This is a genomic window from Pseudomonas sp. AK-TSAG1-1 (assembly GCF_056821665.1).
The window spans coordinates 4,675,775-4,702,154 of record NZ_CM165965.1 but is presented as its reverse complement, the minus strand read 5'-3'; the positions used below and the strand labels follow the sequence as shown (position 1 = coordinate 4,702,154).

Sequence of the window (26,380 nt, the reverse complement as noted above, 5' to 3'; positions counted from 1 at the left end):
GTGCCTTGGCCATTTATCGTCCCACCGTGAAAAACCGTGAATTGCGCGGTTTTTCTGGAGTCATTCAGTCATGGCCAATCCAGTGCTCTCTGCGGATCAAACTTCCACGCCTGAAGCCTCTCGCCAGGATCAAGGGCTATTCCGTAACCATGCCCCGGTGCAACGCGAAGGTTTTCGCAAGATGCTGCGGATCATGTGGAACATGATCTTCCACAAGCCGCGCAATACCCGACCGGCCGCCGCGATCCCGGTGCAACCGTTGACGCGTGAAGACCTGCTGGCAGCGCCGAACCACAGCGTCTACCGCCTCGGGCACTCGACCTTGCTGCTGAAGATGCGCGACAAGTTCTGGATCACCGATCCGGTCTTCGCCGAGCGCGCTTCACCGGTGCAATGGGCCGGCCCGAAACGCTTCCACCAGCCGCCGATCAGCATCGACCAGCTACCGCCGATTGAAGCGGTGATCCTGTCGCACAATCACTACGACCACCTCGATTATGAAGCGGTGCTTAAACTGGCCGCCAAGACCAACTACTTCCTGACCCCACTGGGCGTCGGCGACACCTTGATCAAATGGGGCATCGACGCCAGCAAAGTCCGCCAGTACGACTGGTGGCAAGGTACCGAAATCGCCGGCATCCGCTTCGTCGCCACGCCGTCGCAGCACTTCTCCGGTCGTGGCCTGTTCGACGGCAACAGCACCCTGTGGGCCTCGTGGGTGATGATCGACGGTGACACGCGGATCTTCTTCAGCGGCGACAGCGGTTACTTCGACGGCTTCAAGCGCATTGGCGAACAGTACGGCCCGTTCGACCTGACCCTGATGGAAACCGGCGCGTACAATGTCGAATGGCCACACGTGCACATGCAACCGGAAGAAACCCTGCAAGCCCACATCGACCTCAAGGGCCGCTGGCTATTCCCGATCCACAACGGCACCTTCGACCTGGCGATGCACGCCTGGCATGAACCGTTTGACCGGATTCTGTCGCTGGCGTGGGAGCGCAGTGTTTCGATTACTACGCCGCAGATGGGGGAGGCGTTCAACCTGATGCAGCCGCAACGTGGTGAAGCGTGGTGGTTGGCGGTTGAAGGGGAGAGTGAAGGGGTGGTGCAGAACGCTTAACGAATTTCAGGTTAAGCGAACACCACTTCAATTCGGCCCTCCTTCCGTGATCGGGGGGCCGCTTTCACAACGATCTGCACGTCTCGTCCAAGATGGGAGAGGCACTCCATCATCTTGGCTTCACTGATGCCCCAGTGGCTCCGACGCTGAGTTCATGGCACTCACCGATCGCCCCGGCGCAAACCCGGGAAAGAACACCAGCCCCTGCGCCTCAAACCGATAAGCCAGCGCCAGCCGCGCCGCATCCGAAACGTCCTGCTGCGCTTCAAACCGCTGAATGTTGTCCACGGCAACCTCCGCTTCGCGCGACAGCTGTTCCACGCTCCAGCCCAGCATCGCTCGGGCCTGGACGCAGTGCGTCGGGGTGAACTGGAAAAGGGCAATGCGTTCGAGGATGTGGTTCATCGCAAGAGAGGCCATGGTGTGCTCCGGGCTCAAGAGTGCTGATTGAAAATGTACTGTGTTTTTGTACAGTTGTTTTCGGCCGGGATCAAACGCATTTTTTGATTTGCCCTAGTTCGCCGCCTCCAACCAGACGGACGGTGCCTGCCCGAGGATGCGCCGAAACATCGTCGAGAACGCCGCCGGGCTTTCGTAGCCGAAGTCCAGGGCGATCCGCGTCACCGCTTCACCGGCTGCCAGACGTGCCAGTGCCAGCACCACGCAGGCCTGCTGCCGCCATTGGCTGAAGCTCAGCCCGGTCTGTTGCCGAAACAGTCTGTTGAAGGTGCGCAAGCTTATGTGCAACTGCTCGGCCCAGTGTTGCGGCGATTGATGGGCGTTCGGTTGATGCAGAAAGGTCTGACACAAAGACAGGAGCTTTCCGTCAGTCGGCAGCGGAATGTGCAAGGGCAGGGGCGCACTGCGCGCCAGTTCATGCAGCAGCAAGTCGATCAGCACGCCGTCGCGCCCGGCGAGTTCATAGGTCAGCGGCACTTCTACCGCTTCCATCAACAAGTGCCGCATCAACGGCGAAACGCTGATCACTTGGCAACGCTGCCCCAAATCCACCGTCCCCGGCTCGATGTACAAGCTGCGCGTGCTCACCCCCAGCATCAACACCTCATGCGCCACCCCCGGCGGAATCCATACCGCCCGCTGCGGCGGCACCACCCAATTACCGTCATGGGTGCGAACCTGCATCACCCCGGTCGCGCCGTATAGCAATTGCGCCCGTCGATGCGTATGAAATGGCAACAGATGGCCGTGGGAATAATCCGTACCGATCGCCACCACCGGGCGCGGCGTGTCATCCAGCAGATTGATTGAGACATTGCGCATCGAGCGTTTCCCGGTCGTTGGCGTGAACGCGAACATTATTGGCTGAGTTGCTGAAGCAGGCCAAGCCATGTCGCTCTATCGTCGATAGCTTCCCACCACCGGAAGACGCGCCATGCTCTACCTCCTGCTGACTCTCTTCGGCTGCCTGACCGGCATTACCGCCGTGCTCTTCGGTTTCGGCGGCGGCTTTGTCGTCGTGCCGCTGCTTTATCGCATGCTCACCGCCAGCCACGGCACCGACGACCCCATCAGCCAATCAGCGATGCACATCGCCGTCGCCACCTCGACGTGCGTGATGATCGTCAACGCCCTGATCGCCACCGACAAACACCGCCGTGCCGGCAACCTGATCCGCCATTATCTGTGGCCGTTAGGAGGCTTCATCGCCCTGGGCGCGATCATCGGCGCGATGGCAGCGGTGTGGGTCAGCGGTGACATCATTCGCTACGCCTTCATCGCCTACCTTGGCGTGACCATCATCGATTGCTTGATCAGACGCGGATTCCTCACACGCACGGAAGGCGTCATCCCACGTCGACTCGGAAATACAGAAACGTCCGGCGGCGGTGTAGGCATCGGCGCCATCGCCACGTTCCTCGGCGTAGGAGGCAGCGTCATGACCGTGCCGCTCCTGCGCCGTTGCGGGCTGAGCATGTCCCAGGCCACGTCCATGGCGAACCCGTTAAGCGTGCCGGTGGCAGTGGCCGGGACACTGACTTACATGGCGCTGGCCGGTTTCAGCGAGACGAATCTGGGGGCGTGGTTTGTCGGGTATGTGGATTTGCTAGCGTTTGCGGTGCTGACGTTGGGGTCGTTGGTCGGGATTCGATTGGCCACGCCGTGGATCGGGCGGATACCTGATCGGGTGCATGCTTGGGTCTATATTGGATTGCTGATTCTTGTTTTGCTGGGCATGTCTATAAGATGAGGCCTTCCCCGGCTCCACTCAAAATTGCTTCGCGGAGGAAATATGGCGATCTTGGAAAGTGACTGGAAGACATTCAAGGAGCTGCGCAAGTTGGCGCTGGATCGATTTTGCCAAGGCGTACTGGCGGAGACCCAGATCGTCGCTCAAAACAGTACGCTGTCAGCGCACGCCCGCTACCTGACGCTCTATCGCATGATTCGAAGTCGAGACAAGGATATGGCAGCGGTATTCGATGGTCGGATGAGTCGCTCAAACGTAATGCTGCCTCTGATGTTGATGGTCGCGCATGACTTGCTGACCGACGCGGAATTGTCAGCGCTCAGTGAAGATATGCGGGATCGTATTTCAGGCGCCGTTCGCCAGCCTTATGAAATTGAATGGGCCGAAGAACGCAAATATGACTTCTGAGTGTCATTGACCCGTATTTAGCTGAGAGCCCAGATGTTGATCTTCAATTGTACCGAGGCCGCCAGTAAGTTCTTTAGCCATGTGCATAAAGGCAAAAAGCTCACGCCGGTAGATCCTGAACCACCGTCATCAGTTATTGAGGATGATGAGCACGCCCCTTTCGTCGAGCAGTGGCTGGTACACGCCATAACCGTGCAGCGTAAGCATGTACTGTTCGTCATCCACGTGGAAACTCGTTATTGCATGATCTTTGCCGATGCCAAGAAGGCTGACACTGAAGGTTTTGTTGCCTGGTTTGCTGACCGTTGGCGTGAAGGATTAATGCGCGATGCGATCAATCACGACCTCATGAACTGGGTCGATGCTGGCATCATGCCGCAGCGAGTGGAGGAGGCCCGTCGCGAACACAGGTTTTATCGACGTAGCCATCGCAGTGCGCAAAAACACATCGATGAGATTGCCTGGTTTTTTCAGAATTGTGCAGCGGAGTGGGGGTGTTTACCGCAGGGCGAACGGGCCGCCATTGGCTTCGATGCGCAGATGAACGACACGCCCAGAAGTAAAGGCCAAAAAGAGTGTTTCTGGCCGGATAAAGAAATGATTGCTCACTGGTTGCGTCAGTATTGCTCAGTGGATGAAGCAGACATTCGCGCCGCTTTAAAACGGCGCAGAAAGGCGAAACAGGAGATTAGTGCTTTTGAAGAATCGCTGCAGCGCTGAAGTTTTTGGTGTCGCACTCGATTCCTGAGAAAGTCCCCGCCATAATCCGCCGCGAAACTGACCTGCGCCGATCTATACATAACGGCGCAACCTCCGACTCACTCAGGGATCGATCCATGCTCAAGGGACTGCTGCGCCTGGCGCCATACGCTGCGGCGCTGTTCACACTGATTTCCACCGCCCATGCCGAAGATGGCCGGCGTGTGTTCACCGGTACGTTGGGCAAGATGCCGATTGTGCTGGAGCTCAACACCACGCAGCAGGACGAAGTCACCGGCCGCTACTTCTATGAGAAGTATCACCGCGACCTGGAACTCAGCGGCTCGCAGCAAGACAGCACGTTGAACCTTGTTGAAGGTAACAACCGTTATGGCGATGACAAGCCGCTGCCGACTTTGAAACTTAAGTCCACCGCCAACGGTTGGCAGGGGGAATGGCAAAATCCCAAGGGCAAGAAGCTGCCGGTGCAACTGACCGAAGCCAAACTTCCCGCGCCAACTGCAACGACGTTGCCCTTTATTGCCACTTTGCCAAAGAGCGAACCCTACGAGTATTTGCGCTTACAGGGGCTCAAGCTCAAACCGGGGAAGAAAGAAAACTTCATGGGCTACGACCTGCAATGGTGGACGGAGCCTGAGTCGAAGATATTGTTGTTCAGTGTCGAGTCCGGCTACACGCAAGAAGAGCAGCAGCGCATCAACGACCACTTGCTCGGACGACTCTGGACGGAGGTTATCGACTATCACCGCTGCATGATGGATGGTGGGGAATACGCCGAGTTCGATCAAGGTGCCGCCCCTGAGTTTCTCTCGCCCGACGTGGTCAGCCTGGACATCTCCACCGGTTACAGCTGCGGCGGTGCCCATCCGGACTTCGGCAGCTCGCCGATCAACCTGGATGTCCACACTGGCGAGTTGTTGAAACTAAAAGATGTACTGTGGATTGGTGAACCCAATAGCGCGGCCACCGAATACGATCAGATGAAAGTCATGGCGCCTTGGCTGGTCAAACAGTTCACCACGCTGTACCCCGAAGAAATGAAGAAGCCCGCCGAAGACGACGGCAGCTGCGATTACACCGATGAAAGTGTCTGGGGTTATTCCAACTGGCACTTCACGCCGAAGGGCATTTACCTGGGGGCTTACTTCGCCCGTTACCAACGTAACTGCGACGACCCTGATTGGTCGGTGCTGCCGTACTCGCTGGTCAACCAGCACCGTGGTGAAGCGAAACTGCAATTGCCCAAAGGCTAAGCGTCACGCCAACCCCGGCGCTTCCCGCACAATGAAGTGATCCAGGTTCTCGATGTTGGCACTGAACACCCCGAACGTCTGTTCGGGGTTCTTCTTGCTCGGCACCTGCTTCAACTCCGGCGTCACGCCATAGAAGAAACAGAACAACTCCTTGTCACTGTCGATCGCGTGCTTGATCTCTTCCAGAAACGCCTTGCGCTTGCGGTAGTTGTCGATCAACTTCTTGCTCAAGTACACGTTCACCGAATACGGCTTCTTCTTCGCCTCATCCGCCTGCTTGAACCAGACCTTGTGCTCGAAATCGATGCGAAAACTCTGGGTGTAATCCTTGATCTCCTTGATCTTGCCCCAGTAAATCAGCCCCTTGTTGTCCGTCAGATACTCGATTTTCTTGAAGAACGACCCATAAGGCGCCGTGTGCTCGCCGATCTTCAGCGGCATACGCTTGAGCAACTCCTTGTCGGCGAAGTTCGACACAAAACACTCCACCGGATGCGCAAACACACTGGTCTTGTCCGGCGCCGTCTCACGCCCCGGCGACTCCTTGGAACTCACCTGCGCCACCCGCACCGGATCATCCCGCAACACATCCGCCGCCCCCGCAGGCGCAGCAGGCTTGCGCACATATTCACGCCGCGCCAGCAACAACTCCGACGGAAAATGCTCCTCCCGCCCGTCATCCACCTCACCATCCGCCGTCTCAATCCCCGACGCGGAAGTCTTCAAACTCACATATGGACAACCCGCCACATGCTGCGTCGTGGGCAGATTCTTGAAGTGCGGCGTTCGAACGTAGTTCACATTCTTGGCGTTGAACGTGCCCAACTCATTGGAAGCTTCGAACGCTGAGCGACAGGCATCGTTGGGGCACTGGAAGTGTTCCTTGGCCGAATCGAACGCCACCGTCTCATCGAAATTGAGATCGCGAACGTCATAGATCGACAGTTTGTCGTCGAGGCTGAGGCAGTAGGCGAGATCGAATTTCATGGTGGGGCTCGGATCCTTGAGTGGGGGAGGGGTATTAATAGCGGGGGGCGGGGCGAGTTGCACTGATTGTTTTCAGGATGATGCAAAACCTGTAGGAGCCAGCCTGCTGGCGATTGGTGGCGTCAACTCAATCGTTGATCCCGGCAGCAACCTCGCATGACGGTATAGATGACTACATTTCAATTTCCGTAGCTAGCCAGTTGGTAATCGTATTGAGGGTCGTAGAAGGATCTTCCGGTTAACGTTTCCAATTGTGCTAGCTGCTGATAATCAAGATCGTAACCGTAGAGTTCGTCTTCTGCGTCATTCCATTTCATGATGACTTGCAGCTGCTCGATATCCTCTGCCGAGATAGGCACCTCGAAAACCAGAGATTGGGTTGATCGATCAAACGCATAAATCACATGAGTCATGGTTCTATCCTTCTCTTTGGAGAGGCCGGTTTGTTCTGCTCACCGGTGTAAGAACCATCCTTTACACATTGCAGCTGAGCTGGAATTTATATGCAGGGTTATAAATTTCTTTCCCCAGTAGTTTTTCCAGGGCTCCAAGCTGTTCGTGTGAGAGATCGTATCCCTCCCAACCTTCCTGCTCCACCGTCCATCCCATGATGGTTTTTATAGCCTGATCTGAGGCACTTGGGAGTTCCTCTTCAAAAGCCAGGAAACCACTTTCTTTATCAAATGCCTCGATTAGATAGATCATGGTTCTACTGTCCTTGTGCCGTCCGCTGGTTTGGTTTGCGCGCCAGTTGCTGGGTCATACTCGCCGAGATGGCGACCTCGTTTGTCATACATCTCGACAGTCCCGTGTTGTGAGTCCCATTCAAAAATCACTCCTTTTCTGGTTTTCCACCGCTTTCTAAGCCCGCCACCTCCTTTAACGGAGGTCTTACGATCTGTCTTGAGCGCATCCGGGAACGCTGCAAGTCCGGTCGGTGCCGGATGATATTTGTGATCAGGAACACTCACCACAATATAAACCGGCCTTACCCCCGAACTCTCCGGAAACACCAGAATGAAATCCTTGTACTCCGGCGGATAAACTGGATTTACAAGGATGTCGTTCGCCGCTTTCGTTGGCGGATAAACCCAGATATGCGGGGCCTGTGGGGCGGCTTCGAGAGCAGGAATGCCGAGAATGTCGGCGCCGTCTACGGCGGGTGTCCAGATCAGCTCGACGCCTTCACCCAGATTCGCGACGTACTGGCTGTCCCGTGTTTCCAGTTTCACGACATCGACCATTTCCCAGTCGCGATTCTTGCCGGTGTAGAAGGCATAACCTTTGAGAGCACCGTCGGTTTGTTGCTCGATGCGCAGGCGAACACGGGTGCGGGCTTGCTTGAGGGCGCGCAATTGTTCCTCGGTGTAGAGAGCGCTGTCACCCAGGCTGGGCGTCCAGAGCAAAGCGACCATGCCGGTTATGAGTGCGGCACCGGTAGCGCCGATGGTGGCACCTAGACCTAGTGTTGGCGTGACGAGTGTCGGGCTTCGAAGAGCAAGGCGCCGGAGGCCGAGTGAAACGGTATTGCCGCTGATGGTTTGCAGGTTCCGCAGCCCGGCGTCATCGACCTCACGGGTACCGAGCAAAGCGAATTCGCCGTAATCCCTCAGGCTGTCGGTCGGCACCATCCCGGAGGGATTCGAGTAATCAATGATCGCGTCCGGCAGCTTGCAAGACTTCGCGAACACGCATCCGGCCCGAACCGCCTCGTCTTTTTTGACAACGATCTGCCGGCTGCGCTCAAACGCATCCTGCCGGGCCAGCATGGCCTCATAAGCGCTTTGCCTGGCGTCGCGCTCAGCCAGTTCGGTCGCGTTCATGAACCGGTAGGTGACGTGATGCCCATCGCCAGAAGGTGGGTTCCTGACCCGGGGAATATCCGTTTTGCCAGCCACTGATCATCCTTTCGTTCATTTGTCGGTCACACCGGAAAGAAGCCGGGCGACGTTAACGAAGGTGATGCATTGAGGCTGTAGGACGGGTCTTGGATTAGGTTAGGAGTTTTCGCTGTTTGATTTTTTGGGGGCTGCAGCAGCTTGCAGAATGGGAGGAGTCAACAATCCCAGATATACAAATTGCTCCAACACATCCTGATTGTGATGAGAGGACTTGTCCTCGATGGACTGCGAAGCTGTCCTCCAAGCATTCAGAACCACAAAGATCCGCTGCTTGAACCTAAAGCAGCGGATCTTGAAACCATCAGCAACCATGCAGTAATCGCGAAGCCCTGCGCCACCAGGATTCCTGGCGATTAAACGGATCATCCGCGAGAAAACAAGGCATATCCCGCAACCGAATCCACGGCTCATGCTGCCAGTGCAGAGTGCTCCGCGACATCTGCGGCTAACTCAAAACACTCAACGTCGGACGCTCAACCGAGCACGCAGGACGAGCATCACGCAGAGCTGGCACAACCTGATGTTTCAGGCATTCACGAAGCTGCCGATACTCAGAACAGTAGTGATAGAACACCGGACTCACTCACCGTCAGGTGTTCCTCAGCTTCGCCATAGGTCTCCACGCACATCATCTGCCACTGATCAGCGTCGAGTTTGCGCAGCTGGCGCTCATCAAGATGTTTGCCCATCAACCGGCCCAGCTCCTGGACGCAGAACCACGCCTGGTTCTCAACCAGAAGTGCATGCCATGCAGGTGGGTTTTGTTGCGGGTGAAACGAGTCGGGAGAAGTGGTTCAGACATGACATGCCTCCTGACCTGGAAGCACGGGATTTGAACGGCGGGTACAGCGATTCACCTCCATCATGAAGGTTGGATAGTCAGGCATTCCCGTACTGAAGTGGGTTGGATTTTTCCTATTGTGTTGACGACTCTGGTACTGACTGTTGACCTGCAGGTCTAGGGTAGATCTGGCGACCAACGCTGAGTGCTCGGTTTGAGCGCCCAACGTACCAAGCATTCATTCTGATATCCCAGCTTCGGACGGCGCAGAATTGTTGCCAGTCGAGCTCAATGATGCGCTCTAAGGTGAAGTCTTCTCGAATCATAACGATGAGGATGAACTCGAAGAGTTGCCGCTCATTATTTAATTGATCTGGGTAAATTGTTCCGGTTTTTTTCGCTCTCTGAAGTGTTTTGATAGAGTAGCGATTTCCTTCTCGGGAAATCGCGTCTATATTTTTTGTCCCTCGAGGAGCATGAACCAGGACAGGTAGATCAGGGCGTTCCTTAAATAAATCGATAGCTAGTTTTTCGCCGACTTCACCGACATTAAAACTCAAGCCGCGACTTCTTGCCTCTCGGTCGATTTCTGCCCGTAATGCTAGGAGTTTGAGGTCGTTAAGGGTTGCAAGATTTATCGAAGCTTCGTCGGGTGTGTTAGTTGTTTTTTTCATTTGCTCTTGCCGCTCCTGAAATATCGAGCAGAGTGACTTCGCCTGAGAGAATAAATTTCTGGCATCTTGTAATAACTTCTTCGGTAGTTAGTTTGTTTTTTCCTCTGATACTGCACTCCCATACATTCGCGACCCGCCATCCGAGGTTAAGCAGAGCTTGCATCGTTCGCTTATCTCTGGAACGATTGCTCGCAATTTTTGTGGTCCAAAATTCCTGACGTGTTACTGGAAGCTTAAATAATGAGCACTTATGCCCGTGCCAGAAACACCCATGGACAAAGATCACCGCATGATGACGTGGGAAAACAAGGTCTGGTCGGCCGGGTAGTTTTCGATCCTGTAATCGATATCGAAACCCTTGCGCATGGAGCCCTCTTCGAATGAGCATTTCAGGCTTAGTATCCCTGCCACGGATCCTGCTCATATTGAGCCTCCGCTGCTCTGGACTTAGTACATCAACCATCAGCTTTCACTTATTGCATCTGCTACGATGATTCTTAAGCTGTTCCGCAGATCGTTGATGCTCATTTCCGGGCGTAGTGTAATAGCGCCGAAGCGAAACTTTTCCCGGTACTGAGGATGGAAAAGCCTACCCGGTACAGGCGTATTCTTAAAGTCGGTGTTGAGTGTTGGAGCATGCGGTGTTAGCAAGTAGGCCGCTGTAACAATACCCTCAATATCTCCGCTGTTAGTCTCTTGCACCAGGGCGTCGCGATACATGTGAATTGAATTCAATGCGTCATTTAGACCGTCGTTAATACGGTACTTCGCGTCCAGGACAATGACCTGCTTGCCGGGTGAGCCAAAACCGCTCCCTGCCAGAACCACATCTGGCACCATGACCCGGCTGAAGCTACCGTTGCCGTTAGGGTCCACCCAATATTCGCGGTATTGACGCTGGAAACACAGTACCTTATCGGAACTGACTGAGACGATAACGGCACCTGCTGATATCGTTACGCCACCGGCAGCATCAGTTACAAACAGATTAGTCAGGTCCATACCGCTCGAGCCGTACTCTTCAATAGCTGCGCGAAGTAAGCGCAAAAAACACCAAAGTTCGTATAACTCGTATGTTCTCGCCAACGGCATTTGTAAGAAATCGCCAAATATAGCGGCGAGTCCCAGGTTCATATCTTGCCAGAGTCGGTAAAAACGGTGGTAAACGGGATCATTGCGAAATAGCGAAGACATCTGCAGTATTTGCGGACTGTCAGTGACCTCTCTCATGAAACCTGAGTCTGCTGCTTCGTTTAGCAGGCGTGCAATCCGCCGTGTGCGTATGGCCCAATTTCCAGTCTGAGAAACTGTATCTGAATCGCCGCTACGATTGGTCTTGGCAAGCACATCTGCAACGCCAGATAACCAAGCTGCCCAAGACTTCAGGCATGCTTTGATCTGCCGGTGCTCCGGAATATCAACACTATTGCGCCGTTGTCGCACCGTGATTTTTGCAGGCAAACGTCCACCAAGTGCAGTAGGCAATCGGGATGGCCTGTTAGTCTCGGTTCGGATAAGCCCGGCACGAAATGATTTTATGATTTCTGGTCCGGTGGCTCGCACAGCACGATGAAAGGGTAACGTTATCTGTTCCGCGCGAAGGAAATGCCTTGGAGAACGCTTGATCGCCTCAATCGTTTGCGTAATTTCTAAGGCCCGGGAGCGAAGGAACTCTAGGCGGGCTAACGGTGGCGGTTTACCGCCTGGCTGGTGAGCTATGCCCTTACGAAAAGCACTTAGTGAGAATAGGGCAAAGGTATCTTCCAAAACCTGTCGCACCATAGTGTCAAAATCATCACGGGTAAGTTTGCGAAGATCAGGGTCCGTGGTGATATCGAAGCGACGCACTCCCATGCCAGGGAGGTGCAGAGTTACCTCCACAGCACCGGCATGGAATCCAGGCATCCATCGCCAGCGTGCAACGCGTGGCTGGCGAGAGCGTAAAGCCTCGACGGGTATGCCGTCGATCAGAAGGTCCGCATCAAGGGCATTATCGCTATCTCGTAGTTCAAATAGATAAGAAGACGCCTCCTTGATTGAACCGCTAGGAATTACTTCCTGTGTTGGCCATACCTGCCAAGTAGGGCCTCCACTTTCGCTTTGAATGTGTAGCGTTGACATTGTCAGCGCATCGCCTGGAAAGAGCCGAATTCATCCAGATCACTCATCAGCCTACGTACATATTTCTGTGCGCTAGGGAGGCCATTGCAGGCTTTATCTAGAGCATTTAGTAGTGGGCGCTGGCGTTCAGAGCCTCGAAGTTTGACCAGAATTTTTTGTACCAATAAATGGTCTGTCACGCTATCGGTAGGGTTTTGCAAGTGTTCGGCGTCGAATGCGTGATACCGAACAAACTCTTCAATTATCCGGTAACCAAACCCTAGGCCGTAGTGCTCCAAGAGCTTGTGGATTTCCGTGAGTTTCTCTTCGGAGTTACTCTTCGCATTCTGCAGTTCGGGGTAACGCTCCGTAAGTGAAGTCATGAAGCCAGATACATCTACTGCAGACATATCGATCACTGATGCCCGATCAAGAACTTTATCGCTGACAGGGTTGGTTGTCTCATCAATGTTAATTGTGCCGATGATGAAGAGGTTAGAAGGTAAGGGGATTTCCGCGCGGACAGACGCGCCAGTGGTACCCTCCAACGGGACGCCGTTTGAGTGCAGTTGCAAAGCACCTTGGGTTTCAATTGCTGACAATATGTCGGAGAGATAGTACTCAATCCGAGCGAGATTCATTTCGTCAAGAATTACAAATACCGGAGATTCTCGGTGTGCTGTAGCGACGAGTACTGCCTCCAGAAAAGTCGGCACAACGTAGCGGTTCGTTAATACGTCGTAATAACCAGTGAGCCCTGTCGGGTCTGTCCATTCTGGACGTACCGGGCATTCGAAAAGCAGTGGATCAGCGGTTGTATTCGACGTCAGACCATGAACAGCTCGCGCGTATTTCAATGCTAGCTGCGTTTTTCCTGTGCCTGAAAGTCCAGAAAGAATCACAAAGTGCTTATGATCAAGAAAATTTAGTGCCGCATGAAACCGCCTAACCTCTCCGTTCGGATAATGGCCTCCCAAAGCCTTGATGGCTTCCTCGATTTTCGCAATGGGAAGGCTTGAGGGCATGCGCAGCATCTCTGGACTAAGCGTAGCCGTATCAGTCCAGACGGGAATCTCGTGAATTTTTTCCCTACCGACCAAGCTGCCTAGCCATCCGATGAATTCGCGAGCTAGCAAGCTTCGCCTTGCGGAAGCTGTTGGCGGATACAATGCAACAACTATCTTATCCGGTTCAGTAGAAGGTCCGAAAGGTGATAGGTCGAACGCAAGACTATCCCAGAATTTGGCGTTGCGTAGCCACAGCCGCCCGTCTCTAGCTAAATAGATCGGCACGAGATTATTCCTGGCGCTGTACTTGATTGTGGTTCCAGGGAGTTCCGATTGCCCATCGTTTTCGGCAGCAGCTTCCAGTGTAAATTCCGAATCCTCTCCGGCGATCTTTGCAGCAGCACCTAGACGCTTCATCTCCGCCAAGCGCTCGAGGAAATTGATTTTGTCTTTGCGAACTAGGACAGCGAAGTAAACTTCGTCTTCCGGCGGGAATCGGAGAACGCAGCCAAATATCAGAGCTTCGGTATCTTCTTTGACGTTGTCCAGATTCACTACACCAAGCTGAATCCCCCCCTCAACAATCTTGGCACTGTTTGAGACGCCAAACAGTTCTCGTGGGCGAACTGACTTTGAGGTCCCGAAGTTTTTTTGGGCGGCTTCAAGAAACTGCTGTTGCCGCTCGACGAGGCTCATCTGCCATATCCTTTTGTGTGATTGCCTGTTTGATTGTTTGCATCATGTGAGTGGCTAGAGCTTTGGCCAACAAAGGTGGAACGGCATTGCCGATCTGTTTGAATGCGGGATTCATAGTTCCACTGAAGCGAAAACCATCAGGGAAAGATTGCAAGCGTGCAGCCTCGCGCACCGAAATGGTCCTTGCCTGCTTGCTGTCGTAATGAATGTGGCTGTAGCCGTCCTTACCCAGATGGGCCAGAAGTGTACGTGCTGGTTGGTCACGCCACATTTTTCGCCATTTATTTGGAAATTTGCTTGCATCATATGGCGGAACGATCGAATCCTTCAGAGCTTTGTACTCTGAGGAGTCATCAGCGATAGTTTCTCCGCTGGCGCGAGCTACCGCTAAGCGCTCCTGGAACATATCCATGGCATGTGCATAAGCCTCCGGATATTGATCTCCGGGGTTCATGCGAGCAAACAGCTCATAGTCTCGCGGGAGATAGCGTATGACATGGTCTGTCAAACCGTTTTTTGGGGACTCGTGACCTAGCCAAGTACGCATCAGTTTTACATATGCAGTAGGTTTTCTTGCGCTGTAGCTGACAGGATTATCAAAGCGGCGTGCGCCACGAGTAATTTTTCCAGCAGCAAGCAACTCCCTAGCATTGATTGATGGTAGATCGCTTAGTGCGTCTTCCGCCGTGACCGCCGGGGGGAGATCGGGCGTTGCAACTGGAGGCTCTATATAGGAATGCGCATGATCGGCCAAACTACGCAATGACTTGAGTGCGACAGATCGAGTGCCTTCGTATCCAGGTGGCAATATCAGCCAATGACTGGGGGAGGGAAACGAAACCTCCACCTCTAGCTCTCGTCGATATGCAATCAGGAACATACGCTCCCGCATCTGAGGGACGCCATAAAAAGCGGCATTGAGCAGGGTATAACCGCAGACATAGCCCTTAGCCTCCAGGACCTCACATGTCTCCTCGGCGATGTTCTGACCGCCATGGTTCAGGATGTCGGGCACATTTTCCATAAGCACAGCAAGTGGCTGGAATGCGTCCACGTATTCCAAATATCTTTTGTAAAGCTGAGCACGCGGATCATGAATGAATGCTTCGGGATGCTCTTCGATCTCGCGGAGTTTGGATCTGCCCACTCGAGCAAATGCTTGGCACGGAGGGCCACCTACAACGATATCGAAAGCATCGGCAACGTTGCCCAAATCGAGCTTAAGACACAATTCGGCTGGAGAGGTCTTTGTGATGTCAATTGGCTGGCTATGAGCCTCTGCTCCGCCATGGAAGTTCAGTCCATGCGATCTAGCAGCATCAGGGTCAAACTCAACGGACCCTCGCATTTCGAAGCCTGCGGACTCGAAGCCTAGCGAAATTCCGCCACAGCCGGAAAAAAGATCCAGTACGCGTGGTTTCTCAGAGGTTTGCAGGCGAGCTAGTTTACGAAGAATGACATCTTTACTCATGAATCAGATCCTTGTCGCGAAGACAGGCGAAGAAGCAATTGCAGTGGTCCCTGGTACGCCGCGCCCAAGAAGCGTGGTATTGCCATGCCGTTGATCCTAACCAACCAAAAGTGATTTGTATCTGGAGCAACTGGTACTTGGTAGTGGAAGTCCTCAATCCGCCCGACCTGAATCCTGAAAGTTTCTCTAGTCGGGCCGATGGCGAAGCGAGTCATATGCTCGGGACCAGGGTAAAAATTGTGCCATTGTGCACCATAACGCATGCTCTTTCATCAATCCCCGGACAGCCTGTTTTAGGGGGGGCATCTTGCTCGACGCCGCCTAAATTGGTTATCTATGTGTAGGAACGCTACTTTTCAGAGACCAAAAGGCCCGGGGCGCATTACGCGTTCCGGGCCTTTTCTTTCGACTCAGTGGGTTTAGCGTTTAAAGATCAATCCCAGCTCAACGCCCCACCAGTCTGATACTCAATCACTCTCGTCTCAAAGAAATTCTTCTCTTTCTTCAAGTCCATAATCTCGCTCATCCAAGGGAACGGGTTAGTCGTCCCTGGATACTCTTCCTTCAAACCAATCTGCGACAGACGACGGTTAGCGATGAACTTCAGGTAGTCCTCCATCATCGCCGCGTTCATGCCCAATACCCCACGAGGCATGGTGTCACGCGCGTATTCAATCTCCAGCTGCGTACCCTGCAGAATCATCTGGGTCGCTTCTTCCTTCATCTCGGCATCCCACAAGTGTGGGTTTTCGATTTTGATCTGGTTGATCACGTCGATGCCGAAGTTCAGGTGCATGGATTCGTCGCGCAGGATGTACTGGAACTGCTCGGCGACGCCGGTCATTTTGTTGCGACGGCCCATGGAGAGGATCTGGGTGAAGCCGCAGTAGAAGAAGATGCCTTCCAGAACGCAGTAGTAGGCGATCAGGTTGCGCAGCAGTTCTTTGTCGGTTTCGACGGTGCCGGTTTCGAACTTCGGATCGGAGATCGAGCGGGTGTATTTCAGGCCCCAGGTGGCTTTTTTCGCGACCGATGGGATCTCGTGGTACATGTTGAAGATTTCGCCTTCATCCATGGCCAGCGATTCGATGCAGTACTGGTAGGCGTGGGTGTGGATCGCCTCTTCGAAAGCCTGGCGCAGGATGTACTGGCGGCACTCCGGGTTGGTGATCAGGCGGTACACGGCCAGGACCAGGTTGTTGGCAACCAGGGAGTCGGCGGTGGAGAAGAAGCCGAGGTTGCGCATGACGATGCGGCGCTCGTCGTCGGTCAGGCCTTCCGGGTCTTTCCAGAGGGCGATGTCGGCGGTCATGTTGACTTCTTGCGGCATCCAGTGGTTTGCGCAACCGTCCAGATACTTCTGCCAGGCCCAGTCGTACTTGAATGGCACGAGTTGGTTGAGGTCGGCGCGGCAGTTGATCATGCGCTTTTCGTCAACGGCGACACGGGCGGAGGCGCCTTCGAGTTCGGCGAGGCCTTCGGCGACGTCGAGAGTGTTCAGTGCAGCCTTGGCGCGGGCCACGGCGGCCGAGTCAGATGCGGTGACGGCGCGGGCTTCCAGCGCTGCGGCGCCGCCGGCGTTGTCCAGGCGGTCCATGTTGGCTTCAGTAGCGTGGCCGGCGTTGGCGCCTTTCACTGCTGCTACTTCACTGTCTTCTTTGTCGAATTCGTCCCAGCTCAGCATGACGTGTCGTCTCCTGCGTGAGGGCCTGTCGCCCCGTGTGAAACCTGATTGGATGGTTTTTCACACGGTCGTACAGACCGCGTTGGATCTTAAGGAATCGTTTTTTGCAGCAGCTAAGGCAGGCAATAAAACAGAATTTTGTACGGGTTTCCGAGAGCCTCTGACGGGCGCAGATCAGCGTTGACGCTGCTGCGGGGCTTCAGAATGGCTTTGATCCCTGTAAGGGAATATTGCTGACCCGATTAGGGCGGCATTATAGGGAAAAAAACACGGGCGTGGGGGAGGGCGAAACACCGCAGGGCGTTCGATCGGCCGGGTGATTTCGATCGGAGCGAGGGTTTACAGGGCTTTCGCTGGGGTTGGCCCGCGAGAATTTTTTTTCATTAATTTTTTTGCGAGGCTTTGGTTGCTCAAGAAATGAGCAAAAAACCGGGTTTTTCACTATATCTTGTGTTTTGCAACCCTTTTGAGCGACTCCAGACACAACTGAGCCCGACCGAAGCCGGGCTGGAATCGACCCTCAAATGAGGCGCTGAGTGATCCGATTCGGTGCAGTCTCAATCATCAATTGGTGCAGCCGTTACCCATGACGCTGTAACGCAGGATGTGGCGCTGACCCTTGGAATCGTCGTATTCCATTTTCATCGGAACAACTTCGCAGACGTTTGGAACTTCGCTCATGGAAACGACGTTGGCGATGTCCAGGTGGGTCGAGTAAGTGTATTCCTCGATAGCCGGTTGTTGCTGTGCGACATCAGTCGGGACCTCGTCTGCCATGGCGGTTGCGCACAGACTGCTGAGGGCCAGAACCAATAAAGCTTTCATTTCAGATTTACCTTTTTGAGGTCGAGTGGGGGCACGCAACCTTTTTAGGGTTGCGTGTGGAACTTCATCGTTTGCAGTTATTACTTGAGAGCTGGATTAACGGCCTTCGTGGGGGCTGTAACGTTGTTAATCGGTTTGCCTTGTCGGCGAGGTGGATTTTAGGGAGGTGGGGTGGGGGTAAACAGGTGGGGTTTTGATAAACACTTTTCGCAGTTTTGGTAACAATCCCTTGAGATGGAGATTGATAACCGGGTGTTTTGTCTGTGGGGCCGAGTTGTCTGAATCGCTTGCAGGCAAGCTCCCACAGGGGTTCTGTGGTGTTTGGGGGATCGGCTTAGGGCCTGGGTGCGGGGTAGGTGGATATTTTGTAGGGGCTTGTTACTACCATCGTCGAATGGTTCTATGGGGCCGGCCCGGCTACAACGGGGTCATACAAAAACAACTATTCCACCGAGGTAAGAAAGATGAGTGCGGCTTCTCTGTATCCCGTTCGTCCCGAGGTTCTGGCCAATACGCTGACTGACGAGGCGACCTACAAAGCCATGTACCAGCAGTCGGTTGTCAACCCTGACGGCTTCTGGCGCGAGCAAGCCAAGCGCCTCGACTGGATCAAGCCTTTCACCACGGTGAAGCAGACTTCCTTCGACGATCACCATGTCGATATCAAATGGTTCGCCGACGGCACTCTGAACGTTTCCTACAACTGCCTCGACCGTCATCTGGCCGAGCGCGGCGATCAAGTCGCGATCATCTGGGAAGGCGACGACCCGGCTGACAGCCGCAACATCACTTACCGCGAACTGCACGAACAAGTCTGCAAACTGGCCAACGCCCTGCGTGGTCAGGACGTGCACCGTGGCGATGTGGTGACTATCTATATGCCGATGATCCCCGAAGCCGTGGTCGCCATGCTGGCCTGCACCCGGATCGGCGCGATTCACTCGGTGGTGTTCGGCGGCTTCTCGCCGGAAGCCTTGGCGGGTCGGATCATCGACTGCAAATCGAAAGTGGTGATCACCGCTGACGAAGGCGTGCGCGCCGGCAAGAAGATCCCGCTGAAGGCCAACGTCGACGACGCGCTGACCAACCCGGAAACCAGCAGTATTCAGAAAGTCATCGTGTGCAAACGCACCGGCGGCGACATCAAGTGGAACCAGCATCGCGACATCTGGTACGAAGACCTGATGAAAGTGGCGGGCACCGTGTGTGCACCGAAAGAGATGGGCGCTGAAGAAGCGTTGTTCATCCTCTATACCTCCGGCTCGACCGGCAAGCCGAAGGGCGTGCAGCACACCACCGGCGGTTATCTGCTGTATGCGGCGATGACCCACGAGCGCGTGTTCGACTACCGCCCGGGCGAAATCTACTGGTGCACCGCCGACGTCGGCTGGGTCACCGGCCACAGCTACATCGTCTACGGCCCGCTGGCCAACGGTGCGACCACCGTGCTGTTCGAAGGCGTGCCGAACTATCCGGACATCACCCGGGTGGCGAAGATTGTCGACAAGCACAAGGTCAACATTCTCTACACCGCACCGACCGCAATCCGCGCGATGATGGCCTCGGGGCAAGCCGCCGTTGAAGGTGCCGATGGCAGCAGCCTGCGTCTGCTCGGTTCGGTGGGTGAGCCGATCAACCCGGAAGCCTGGGACTGGTACTACAAAAATGTCGGCAAATCGCGTTGCCCGATCGTCGATACCTGGTGGCAGACCGAGACCGGCGGCAACATGATGAGCCCGTTGCCGGGTGCTCACGCGCTCAAGCCCGGTTCGGCAGCGCGCCCGTTCTTTGGTGTGGTGCCGGCGCTGGTCGACAACCTCGGCAACATCATCGAGGGCGAGGCTGAAGGCAATCTGGTGATTCTCGATTCGTGGCCAGGTCAGGCGCGTACGCTGTACGGCGACCACGACCGCTTCGTCGATACCTACTTCAAGACCTTCCGCGGCATGTACTTCACCGGTGACGGTGCGCGTCGTGACGCTGATGGTTACTACTGGATCACCGGGCGCGTGGACGACGTGCTCAACGTCTCCGGCCACCGTATGGGGACAGCCGAGATCGAAAGCGCGATGGTCGCCCACCCGAAAGTCGCCGAAGCGGCGGTGGTCGGTGTGCCGCACGACATCAAGGGGCAGGGCATTTATGTCTACGTCACTCTGAAAAACGGCGAAGAGCCGAGCGAGCAACTGCGCCTGGAACTGAAGAACTGGGTGCGCAAAGAGATCGGCCCGATTGCTTCGCCGGACGTGATCCAGTGGGCGCCGGGGCTGCCGAAGACCCGTTCGGGCAAGATCATGCGCCGGATTCTGCGCAAGATTGCTACCGCTGAATATGAGGGGTTGGGCGATATCTCCACCCTGGCGGATCCGGGTGTGGTGCAGCATTTGATTGATACGCACAAGACGATGAATGTGGCGTAAGCGTTAGATTCGTAGAAGCCCCGTTCGGTGATTTGCCGGGTGGGGCTTTTTTGTGTCTGGTGGTTTGTGGTGGCTGTGCTGGCCTCTTCGCGAGCAAGCCCGCTCCCACAGTGGAGATCGCATTTTATCGGAAGGGCCGCGATCAAAACGGTGGGAGCGGGCTTGCTCGCGAAGGCGATCTGTCAGGCGCCGGTGCAGTCCGCTGTCGGAACCCAAACCGACCCAGCCAATAAATATCGATTTCTCGCGCAAGGCCTTTCCCGCTGTTACCCGCCCTCATCCGAGTAACCAAATGTGTAACCGCCCGCCCCGCGGCGGGGCGAAGGGAAACGCAACGCCCCGTTTTAGAGCCTCAAAACCCCCGGTGAAAAATAAGACACAACGCTGCGCTTGCCGGATTAGAAGGGTTTGCGAATAATAGGCCCGCAATTTGCAGCATAGATCGGTTCACTGTCTTTCGCTCTTGCATGAATTTGCAAGGCTGTCAATGTGCTCAAGCGGGTTTCTCTGTGCATCTGTAATTAGTTGTCGCATTGAAGAAATATCGGCTTCGGGCCTGTCGTTAGAATGCCGATCACTCGCTCATCGTGGCTGACGTTGAAACCCCTGGTGGTTTCAATGGGAAATTTCCCACCGATGCTGCGCCGCTTTCCCGATTCACCCATTCGCATATTGGGCTGTCGCTCACTCTGCCGTTTTTGCCCTTTACCGATGGAGTCCCAAGATGAAGAAACTTGTGCTGCTTGGCGCCCTGGCACTGTCCGTGCTGTCGCTGAATTCCTTCGCTGATGAAAAACCTCTGAAGATCGGTATCGAAGCGGCTTACCCTCCGTTCGCTTCCAAAGCGCCGGATGGCAGCATCGTCGGTTTCGACTACGACATCGGCAACGCCCTGTGCGAGCAGATGCAGGTCAAGTGCGTGTGGGTCGAGCAAGAGTTCGACGGTCTGATCCCGGCACTCAAAGTGCGCAAGATCGACGCGATCCTGTCGTCCATGTCGATCACTGAAGACCGCAAGAAGTCCGTGGACTTCACCAACAAGTACTACAACACTCCGGCCCGTCTGGTCATGAAGCAAGGCACTGTTGTCAGCGACAACCTGTCTGAGCTCAAGGGCAAGAACATCGGCGTGCAACGTGGTTCGATCCACGAGCGCTTCGCCCGCGAAGTCCTGGCCCCGCTGGGTGCCGAGATCAAGCCATACGGCTCGCAGAACGAAATCTACCTCGACGTGGCCGCCGGTCGCCTCGACGGTACCGTGGCTGACGCCACCCTGCTGCAGGACGGCTTCCTGAACACTGATTCCGGCAAAGGCTTCGCCTTCGTGGGTCCGCAGTTCACCGACGTCAAATACTTCGGCGACGGCGTAGGCATCGCTGTGCGCAAAGGCGACGCGCTGAAAGACAAGATCAACTCCGCCATCGCGGCCATCCGCGAAAACGGCAAATACAAAGCTATCCAGGACAAATACTTCGCCTTCGATATCTACGGCAAGTAACACGTCTCTGCGACAAGTCAGAAATGGCGCAAGCAACAGGATCTCTGCGGTTTGCGCCATTTTTTCATCCCAACTTTCGAGGACCTGAATCATGTTGAAAGGCTACGGGGCTGTCATCCTCGATGGCGCATGGCTGACTCTTCAGCTCGCCTTGTCGTCCATGGCCCTGGCCATCGTTCTCGGGCTGATCGGGGTCGCGTTGCGCCTGTCGCCGATTCGTTGGCTAGCGTGGCTGGGCGATCTGTACTCCACGGTGATCCGCGGGATTCCCGACCTGGTGTTGATCCTGCTGATCTTCTACGGCGGTCAGGACTTGCTCAACCTTGTGGCCCCGATGCTCGGCTATGACGACTACATCGACCTGAACCCGCTGGCCGCCGGTATCGGCACCCTCGGTTTCATCTTCGGTGCGTACCTGTCGGAAACCTTCCGTGGCGCCTTCATGGCGATTCCTAAAGGTCAGGCCGAAGCCGGCATGGCGTACGGCATGAGCAGTTTTCAGGTGTTCTTCCGGGTGATGGTGCCGCAGATGATTCGTCTGGCGATTCCCGGCTTCACCAACAACTGGCTGGTGCTGACCAAGGCCACCGCGCTGATTTCGGTGGTCGGTCTGCAAGACATGATGTTCAAGGCCAAGCAGGCGGCGGATGCCACTCGTGAGCCTTTCACCTTCTTCCTCGCAGTGGCGGCGATGTACCTGGTGATCACCAGCGTCTCATTGCTGGCGCTGCGTCACCTTGAGAAGCGCTACTCGGTAGGCGTAAGGGCGGCTGATCTATGATCTTCGACTACAACGTCATTTGGGAGGCCATGCCGCTGTACCTCGGCGGGCTGCTGACCACCCTCAAACTGCTCGCGCTGTCGCTGTTGTTCGGTCTGCTGGCGGCACTGCCGCTGGGCCTGATGCGCGTCTCCAAGAACCCGATCGTCAACGGCGCTGCCTGGCTCTACACCTACGTGATCCGCGGCACGCCAATGCTGGTGCAGCTGTTTTTGATCTACTACGGTCTGGCCCAGTTCGAAGCGGTACGTGAAAGCTTCTTGTGGCCGTGGCTGTCCAGCGCAACGTTCTGTGCGTGCCTGGCATTCGCGATCAACACCAGCGCCTACACCGCCGAAATCATCGCCGGTAGCCTCAAGGCCACGCCAAACGGCGAGATCGAAGCGGCCAAGGCCATGGGCATGTCGCGCTTCAAACTGTACAAGCGCATCCTGCTGCCATCGGCCCTGCGCCGTGCACTGCCGCAGTACAGCAACGAAGTGATCATGATGCTGCAGACCACCAGTCTGGCGTCCATCGTGACCCTGATCGACATTACCGGCGCGGCCCGCACCGTCAACGCGCAGTATTACCTGCCGTTCGAGGCGTACATCACCGCCGGCGTGTTCTACCTGTGCCTGACCTTCATTCTGGTGAAGCTGTTCAAGCTGGCCGAGCGTCGCTGGCTGAGCTACCTGGCCCCGCGGAAGCACTGATATGGAACGCATCGACCACGTATTGCCGTGGAGCCACTTGGGCAGCGAGCGCAAGATCTCGGTGTTTCGGTTCGGTAGCGGCGAGCGCAAGGCTTACATTCAAGCCAGCCTGCACGCTGACGAATTGCCCGGCATGCGCACCGCCTGGGAGCTGAAGAAGCGCCTTGGCGAACTCGAAGCCCAAGGCCTGCTCAACGGTGTGATCGAGCTGGTGCCGGTTGCCAACCCGCTGGGCCTCGGCCAATTGCTGCAAGGCAATCATCAGGGGCGTTTCGAGGCGGGCAGCGGCAAGAATTTCAACCGCGATTTCGTCGAGCTGAGCGCGCCGGTTGCGACGGCATTGGCCGACAGCCTCGGTGACGATCCGCACGCCAATATTCGCCTGATCCGTCAGGCCATGACCGATCATCTGGCGGCATTGCCTGAGGCGAGCAGTCAGTTGCAAGGCATGCAGCGCGTGTTGCTGAGCCACGCCTGCACTGCTGACGTGGTGCTCGATCTGCATTGCGACGCTGAAGCCGCGCTGCACATGTACGCGCTGCCGCAGCACTGGCCGCAGTGGCGTTCGCTGGCCGCGCATCTGAATGTGAAGGTCGGCTTGCTGGCGGAAGACTCCGGCGGCAGCTCGTTCGATGAAGCGTGCTCGTTGCCGTGGCTGCGCCTGTCGCGGCAGTTCCCGGACGCGCAGATTCCGCTGGCGTGCCTGGCGACCACCATCGAGCTGGGCGGTCAGGCCAATACCGACCGCGCGGACGCGGTGGCGTGGGCCGAAGGCATTCTGGCGTTCCTTGCCGAGCAGGGCCTGATCACTGGCGAGTGGCCGAAACCGGCACATGAAGCCTGTGAAGGCATGCCGTTCGAGGGCACTCAATTGCTGTTGGCTCCGCACCCCGGTGTGGTGAGCTTTTTGCGTAAACCCGGCGAGTGGGTCGAAGCCGGTGATGAGATTTTCGAAGTGATCGATCCTGTGTCCGATCGGGTCAGCACGGTGTGTGCTGGTACCTCCGGGGTGCTGTTTGCCATTGAACGGCTGCGCTATGCCCAACCCGGTTTCTGGCTGGCCAAGGTGGCGGGGCGCGAAGCGCTGCGTCACGGGCGCTTGCTCAACGACTGACTGACTGTTTTTGTGAGAACCGACCGCATGTACAAACTTGAAGTCCAAGACCTGCATAAACGCTATGGCAGTCACGAAGTGCTCAAGGGCGTGTCCCTGAAAGCGGCAGCCGGTGATGTGATCAGCATCATCGGCTCCAGTGGCTCCGGCAAAAGTACTTTCCTGCGCTGCATCAACCTGCTCGAGCAGCCGCACGCGGGCAAGATCCTGCTCAACAACGAAGAGCTGAAACTGGTGGCAAACAAGGACGGCGCGCTGAAAGCTGCTGATCCGAAGCAGCTGCAACGCATGCGTTCGCGCCTGTCGATGGTGTTCCAGCACTTCAACCTGTGGTCGCACATGACTGCGCTGGAAAACATCATGGAAGCGCCGGTCCACGTACTCGGCGTGTCCAAGGCCGAAGCGCGCGAGAAGGCCGAGCACTACCTGAACAAGGTCGGCGTGGCGCATCGCAAAGACGCGTTCCCGGGGCACATGTCCGGTGGCGAGCAGCAGCGTGTGGCGATTGCCCGTGCGCTGGCGATGGAGCCGGAAGTGATGCTGTTCGATGAACCGACTTCGGCCCTCGACCCGGAACTGGTCGGCGACGTGCTTAAAGTGATGCAAGCGCTGGCTCAGGAAGGTCGCACCATGGTGGTGGTGACGCACGAAATGGGCTTCGCCCGTGAAGTGTCGAACCAGTTGGTGTTCCTGCACAAAGGTGTCGTGGAAGAAAGCGGCAACCCGCGCGAAGTGCTGGTCAATCCGCAATCGGAGCGTTTGCAGCAGTTCCTGTCGGGCAGCCTCAAGTAATCGCTGCCGTTATGCACCAAATTAGGTCATGCTTCGCGACCTGAAGACTGGCTCGATCCCCCCTTGTGGGAGCGGGCTTGCTCGCGAAAGCGGTGTATCAGTCGACATCATTGGTGTCTGATCTACCGCATTCGCGAGCAAGCCCGCTCCCACAATGGATCTGCGACAGCTTCGATTACGGGCTAGCATTGGCCCATGCCTTCATCACCGTTCTTCGTTTCGGATTGCCCGCCCATGACTGCCCATCGAATTGGTTTCCTGATTTGGCCCAGCACTAAAGCTCTGACGCTGGCGCTGGCGGAGGAGGCCTTGCGCGTTGCTCAGCGGGTACACCCGGAGGTGGTTTACGAACTGTCGTTCCTGCAGGCCGAAGCCGTGACAGAAACGGCGGCCGCAGGTGCCTGGCAACTGCCCGGCGAGGCCTGGGTCGGCAAGCTGGAAAACTTCCAGAAACTGTTCCTGCTCGCTGACGAGCCGCCGACCACCCTGGCCCCGGCGCTCAGCAGCGCGCTCAAGCAACTGGTACGTGCCGGTTGCGTGATCGGTGGTTTGTCGGCCGGTGTCTATCCGCTGGCGCAACTCGGTTTGCTCGACGGCTATCGCGCCGCCGTGCACTGGCGCTGGCAGGACGATTTCGCTGAACGTTTCCCGAAAGTCATCGCCACCAGCCATCTGTTCGACTGGGATCGCGATCGCCTGACCGCGTGTGGCGGCATGTCGGTCCTCGACCTGCTGCTGGCGGTGCTGGCCCGTGATCACGGCGCGGAACTGGCCGGTGCAGTCTCCGAAGAACTGGTGGTCGAGCGCATTCGCGAGGGGGGCGAGCGTCAGCGCATTCCGCTGCAGAACCGCCTCGGCTCCAGCCATCCGAAGCTCACCCAGGCGGTGTTGCTGATGGAAGCCAACATCGAAGAGCCGCTGACCACCGACGAAATCGCCCAGCACGTGTGCGTGTCCCGTCGCCAGCTGGAGCGGATCTTCAAGCAATACCTCAACCGTGTGCCGAGCCAGTACTACCTGGAACTGCGCCTGAACAAGGCCCGGCAGATGTTGATGCAAACCAGCAAGTCGATCATCCAGATCGGCCTGTCCTGCGGTTTCTCTTCGGGGCCGCATTTCTCCAGCGCCTACCGCAACTTCTTCGGCGCCACGCCGCGCGAAGATCGCAATCAGCGGCGCAGCAGCAGCCCGTTCGAGTTGTCCTCTGTCCCTCCCGAGCGCGGCTGAGCCTGACGCGA

At 56.1% G+C, this 26,380-nt stretch carries 26 protein-coding genes and 2 pseudogenes; 12 read left to right on the top strand and 16 right to left on the bottom strand.

The annotated features are described in order from the left end of the window. The first annotated feature begins 70 nt into the window (after positions 1–70). A complete protein-coding gene (locus AC1UK9_RS21240) occupies positions 71–1,126 on the top strand; it encodes an MBL fold metallo-hydrolase (RefSeq protein WP_482578444.1) in 1,056 nt (351 codons plus the stop codon). Positions 1,127–1,137: 11 nt separating this feature from the next. Here AC1UK9_RS21240 and AC1UK9_RS21235 read toward each other — a convergent pair. The 3 genes and pseudogenes from AC1UK9_RS21235 to AC1UK9_RS21225 form a co-directional block, all read right to left on the bottom strand. After that, positions 1,138–1,257: pseudogene (locus AC1UK9_RS21235) on the bottom strand (transcriptional regulator); the annotation flags it as partial. Then, positions 1,247–1,546, bottom strand: coding sequence for a helix-turn-helix domain-containing protein (locus AC1UK9_RS21230; protein WP_482578443.1), 300 nt, complete (start codon positions 1,544–1,546; stop codon positions 1,247–1,249). The pseudogene AC1UK9_RS21235 and the gene AC1UK9_RS21230, both read right to left, overlap by 11 nt. A 93-nt stretch (positions 1,547–1,639) precedes the next feature. Beyond that, entirely contained in the window at positions 1,640–2,407 is a 768-nt protein-coding gene (locus AC1UK9_RS21225) for an AraC family transcriptional regulator (RefSeq protein ID WP_482578442.1), read from the bottom strand. Between the two features lie 112 nt (positions 2,408–2,519). On the opposite strand from AC1UK9_RS21225, the gene AC1UK9_RS21220 reads away from it, so the two are divergent. The 4 genes from AC1UK9_RS21220 (at position 2,520) to AC1UK9_RS21205 (ending at position 5,716) form a co-directional block, all read left to right on the top strand. Further along, complete coding sequence (locus tag AC1UK9_RS21220; RefSeq protein ID WP_482578441.1) at positions 2,520–3,335, top strand: sulfite exporter TauE/SafE family protein; 816 nt, start codon at positions 2,520–2,522, stop codon at positions 3,333–3,335. A gap of 42 nt (positions 3,336–3,377) precedes the next feature. Continuing rightward, positions 3,378–3,743, top strand: a complete 366-nt coding sequence (locus tag AC1UK9_RS21215) for a hypothetical protein (protein WP_482578440.1) — start codon at positions 3,378–3,380, stop codon at positions 3,741–3,743. A 33-nt stretch (positions 3,744–3,776) separates the two neighbouring features. Continuing rightward, on the top strand, positions 3,777–4,463 hold the full coding sequence (locus tag AC1UK9_RS21210) for a DUF6933 domain-containing protein (RefSeq protein ID WP_482578439.1): 687 nt from the start codon (positions 3,777–3,779) through the stop codon (positions 4,461–4,463). A gap of 116 nt (positions 4,464–4,579) precedes the next feature. Then, positions 4,580–5,716, top strand: coding sequence for a hypothetical protein (locus AC1UK9_RS21205; RefSeq protein ID WP_482578438.1), 1,137 nt, complete (start codon positions 4,580–4,582; stop codon positions 5,714–5,716). A 3-nt stretch (positions 5,717–5,719) separates the two neighbouring features. On the opposite strand, the gene AC1UK9_RS21200 is transcribed toward AC1UK9_RS21205, so the two are convergent. The 13 genes and pseudogenes from AC1UK9_RS21200 to AC1UK9_RS21140 form a co-directional block, all read right to left on the bottom strand. After that, a complete protein-coding gene (locus AC1UK9_RS21200) occupies positions 5,720–6,703 on the bottom strand; it encodes a hypothetical protein (RefSeq protein WP_482578437.1) in 984 nt (327 codons plus the stop codon). A 179-nt stretch (positions 6,704–6,882) separates the two neighbouring features. Beyond that, a complete protein-coding gene (locus tag AC1UK9_RS21195; RefSeq protein ID WP_025112893.1) occupies positions 6,883–7,116 on the bottom strand; it encodes a DUF7683 domain-containing protein in 234 nt (77 codons plus the stop codon). Positions 7,117–7,177: 61 nt separating this feature from the next. Then, positions 7,178–7,408, bottom strand: coding sequence for a DUF7683 domain-containing protein (locus tag AC1UK9_RS21190; protein ID WP_025112894.1), 231 nt, complete (start codon positions 7,406–7,408; stop codon positions 7,178–7,180). Further along, the gene (locus AC1UK9_RS21185; RefSeq protein WP_482578435.1) at positions 7,405–8,601 is read right to left on the bottom strand and encodes a colicin E3/pyocin S6 family cytotoxin; all 1,197 of its coding nucleotides are present in this window, start codon (positions 8,599–8,601) and stop codon (positions 7,405–7,407) included. Before AC1UK9_RS21185 ends, AC1UK9_RS21190 begins: the two co-directional genes overlap by 4 nt. A 99-nt stretch (positions 8,602–8,700) precedes the next feature. After that, positions 8,701–9,015 (bottom strand): hypothetical protein, encoded by a 315-nt coding sequence (locus AC1UK9_RS21180; RefSeq protein ID WP_482580534.1) that lies wholly within the window; start codon positions 9,013–9,015, stop codon positions 8,701–8,703. Further along, a pseudogene (locus AC1UK9_RS21175) lies at positions 8,906–9,406 on the bottom strand (BRO-N domain-containing protein). Before AC1UK9_RS21175 ends, AC1UK9_RS21180 begins: the two are co-directional and overlap by 110 nt. A 113-nt stretch (positions 9,407–9,519) precedes the next feature. Further along, on the bottom strand, positions 9,520–10,059 hold the full coding sequence (locus tag AC1UK9_RS21170) for a hypothetical protein (RefSeq protein ID WP_482578434.1): 540 nt from the start codon (positions 10,057–10,059) through the stop codon (positions 9,520–9,522). Beyond that, positions 10,043–10,483 carry a very short patch repair endonuclease gene (locus tag AC1UK9_RS21165; protein WP_482578433.1) on the bottom strand — a complete coding sequence of 147 codons (441 nt, stop codon included), beginning with the start codon at positions 10,481–10,483 and terminating at the stop codon, positions 10,043–10,045. The genes AC1UK9_RS21170 and AC1UK9_RS21165 overlap by 17 nt, the downstream gene beginning before the upstream one ends. A gap of 38 nt (positions 10,484–10,521) precedes the next feature. Continuing rightward, positions 10,522–12,180: a DUF2357 domain-containing protein gene (locus AC1UK9_RS21160; protein WP_482578432.1), complete on the bottom strand. Its 1,659-nt coding sequence runs from the start codon at positions 12,178–12,180 to the stop codon at positions 10,522–10,524. A 2-nt stretch (positions 12,181–12,182) separates the two neighbouring features. Further along, on the bottom strand, positions 12,183–13,862 hold the full coding sequence (locus AC1UK9_RS21155; protein WP_482578431.1) for an McrB family protein: 1,680 nt from the start codon (positions 13,860–13,862) through the stop codon (positions 12,183–12,185). Then, positions 13,828–15,333, bottom strand: coding sequence for a DNA cytosine methyltransferase (locus tag AC1UK9_RS21150; RefSeq protein WP_482578430.1), 1,506 nt, complete (start codon positions 15,331–15,333; stop codon positions 13,828–13,830). The genes AC1UK9_RS21155 and AC1UK9_RS21150 overlap by 35 nt, the downstream gene beginning before the upstream one ends. A 433-nt stretch (positions 15,334–15,766) precedes the next feature. Beyond that, entirely contained in the window at positions 15,767–17,017 is a 1,251-nt protein-coding gene (locus tag AC1UK9_RS21145; RefSeq protein ID WP_025112897.1) for a ribonucleotide-diphosphate reductase subunit beta, read from the bottom strand. Between the two features lie 564 nt (positions 17,018–17,581). Beyond that, positions 17,582–17,842 carry a DUF2790 domain-containing protein gene (locus AC1UK9_RS21140; RefSeq protein WP_003227290.1) on the bottom strand — a complete coding sequence of 87 codons (261 nt, stop codon included), beginning with the start codon at positions 17,840–17,842 and terminating at the stop codon, positions 17,582–17,584. 464 nt (positions 17,843–18,306) lie between these two features. On the opposite strand from AC1UK9_RS21140, the gene acs reads away from it, so the two are divergent. The 7 genes from acs to argR all read left to right on the top strand — a co-directional run bounded on the left by acs (position 18,307) and on the right by argR (position 26,369). Continuing rightward, positions 18,307–20,262: an acetate--CoA ligase gene (gene acs, locus AC1UK9_RS21135; protein ID WP_025112899.1), complete on the top strand. Its 1,956-nt coding sequence runs from the start codon at positions 18,307–18,309 to the stop codon at positions 20,260–20,262. Between the two features lie 724 nt (positions 20,263–20,986). Further along, positions 20,987–21,760 carry an ABC transporter substrate-binding protein gene (locus AC1UK9_RS21130; protein ID WP_025112900.1) on the top strand — a complete coding sequence of 258 codons (774 nt, stop codon included), beginning with the start codon at positions 20,987–20,989 and terminating at the stop codon, positions 21,758–21,760. Between the two features lie 91 nt (positions 21,761–21,851). After that, positions 21,852–22,541, top strand: coding sequence for an ABC transporter permease (locus AC1UK9_RS21125; protein ID WP_482578429.1), 690 nt, complete (start codon positions 21,852–21,854; stop codon positions 22,539–22,541). Continuing rightward, a complete protein-coding gene (locus tag AC1UK9_RS21120; RefSeq protein WP_003227285.1) occupies positions 22,538–23,236 on the top strand; it encodes an ABC transporter permease in 699 nt (232 codons plus the stop codon). Before AC1UK9_RS21125 ends, AC1UK9_RS21120 begins: the two co-directional genes overlap by 4 nt. A gap of 1 nt (position 23,237) precedes the next feature. Further along, positions 23,238–24,350, top strand: a complete 1,113-nt coding sequence (locus tag AC1UK9_RS21115) for a M14 family metallopeptidase (protein WP_482578428.1) — start codon at positions 23,238–23,240, stop codon at positions 24,348–24,350. A 27-nt stretch (positions 24,351–24,377) separates the two neighbouring features. Further along, entirely contained in the window at positions 24,378–25,142 is a 765-nt protein-coding gene (locus tag AC1UK9_RS21110) for an ABC transporter ATP-binding protein (RefSeq protein ID WP_003227281.1), read from the top strand. A gap of 234 nt (positions 25,143–25,376) precedes the next feature. Beyond that, positions 25,377–26,369: a transcriptional regulator ArgR gene (gene argR / locus AC1UK9_RS21105; protein ID WP_482578427.1), complete on the top strand. Its 993-nt coding sequence runs from the start codon at positions 25,377–25,379 to the stop codon at positions 26,367–26,369. Positions 26,370–26,380: the final 11 nt, after the last annotated feature.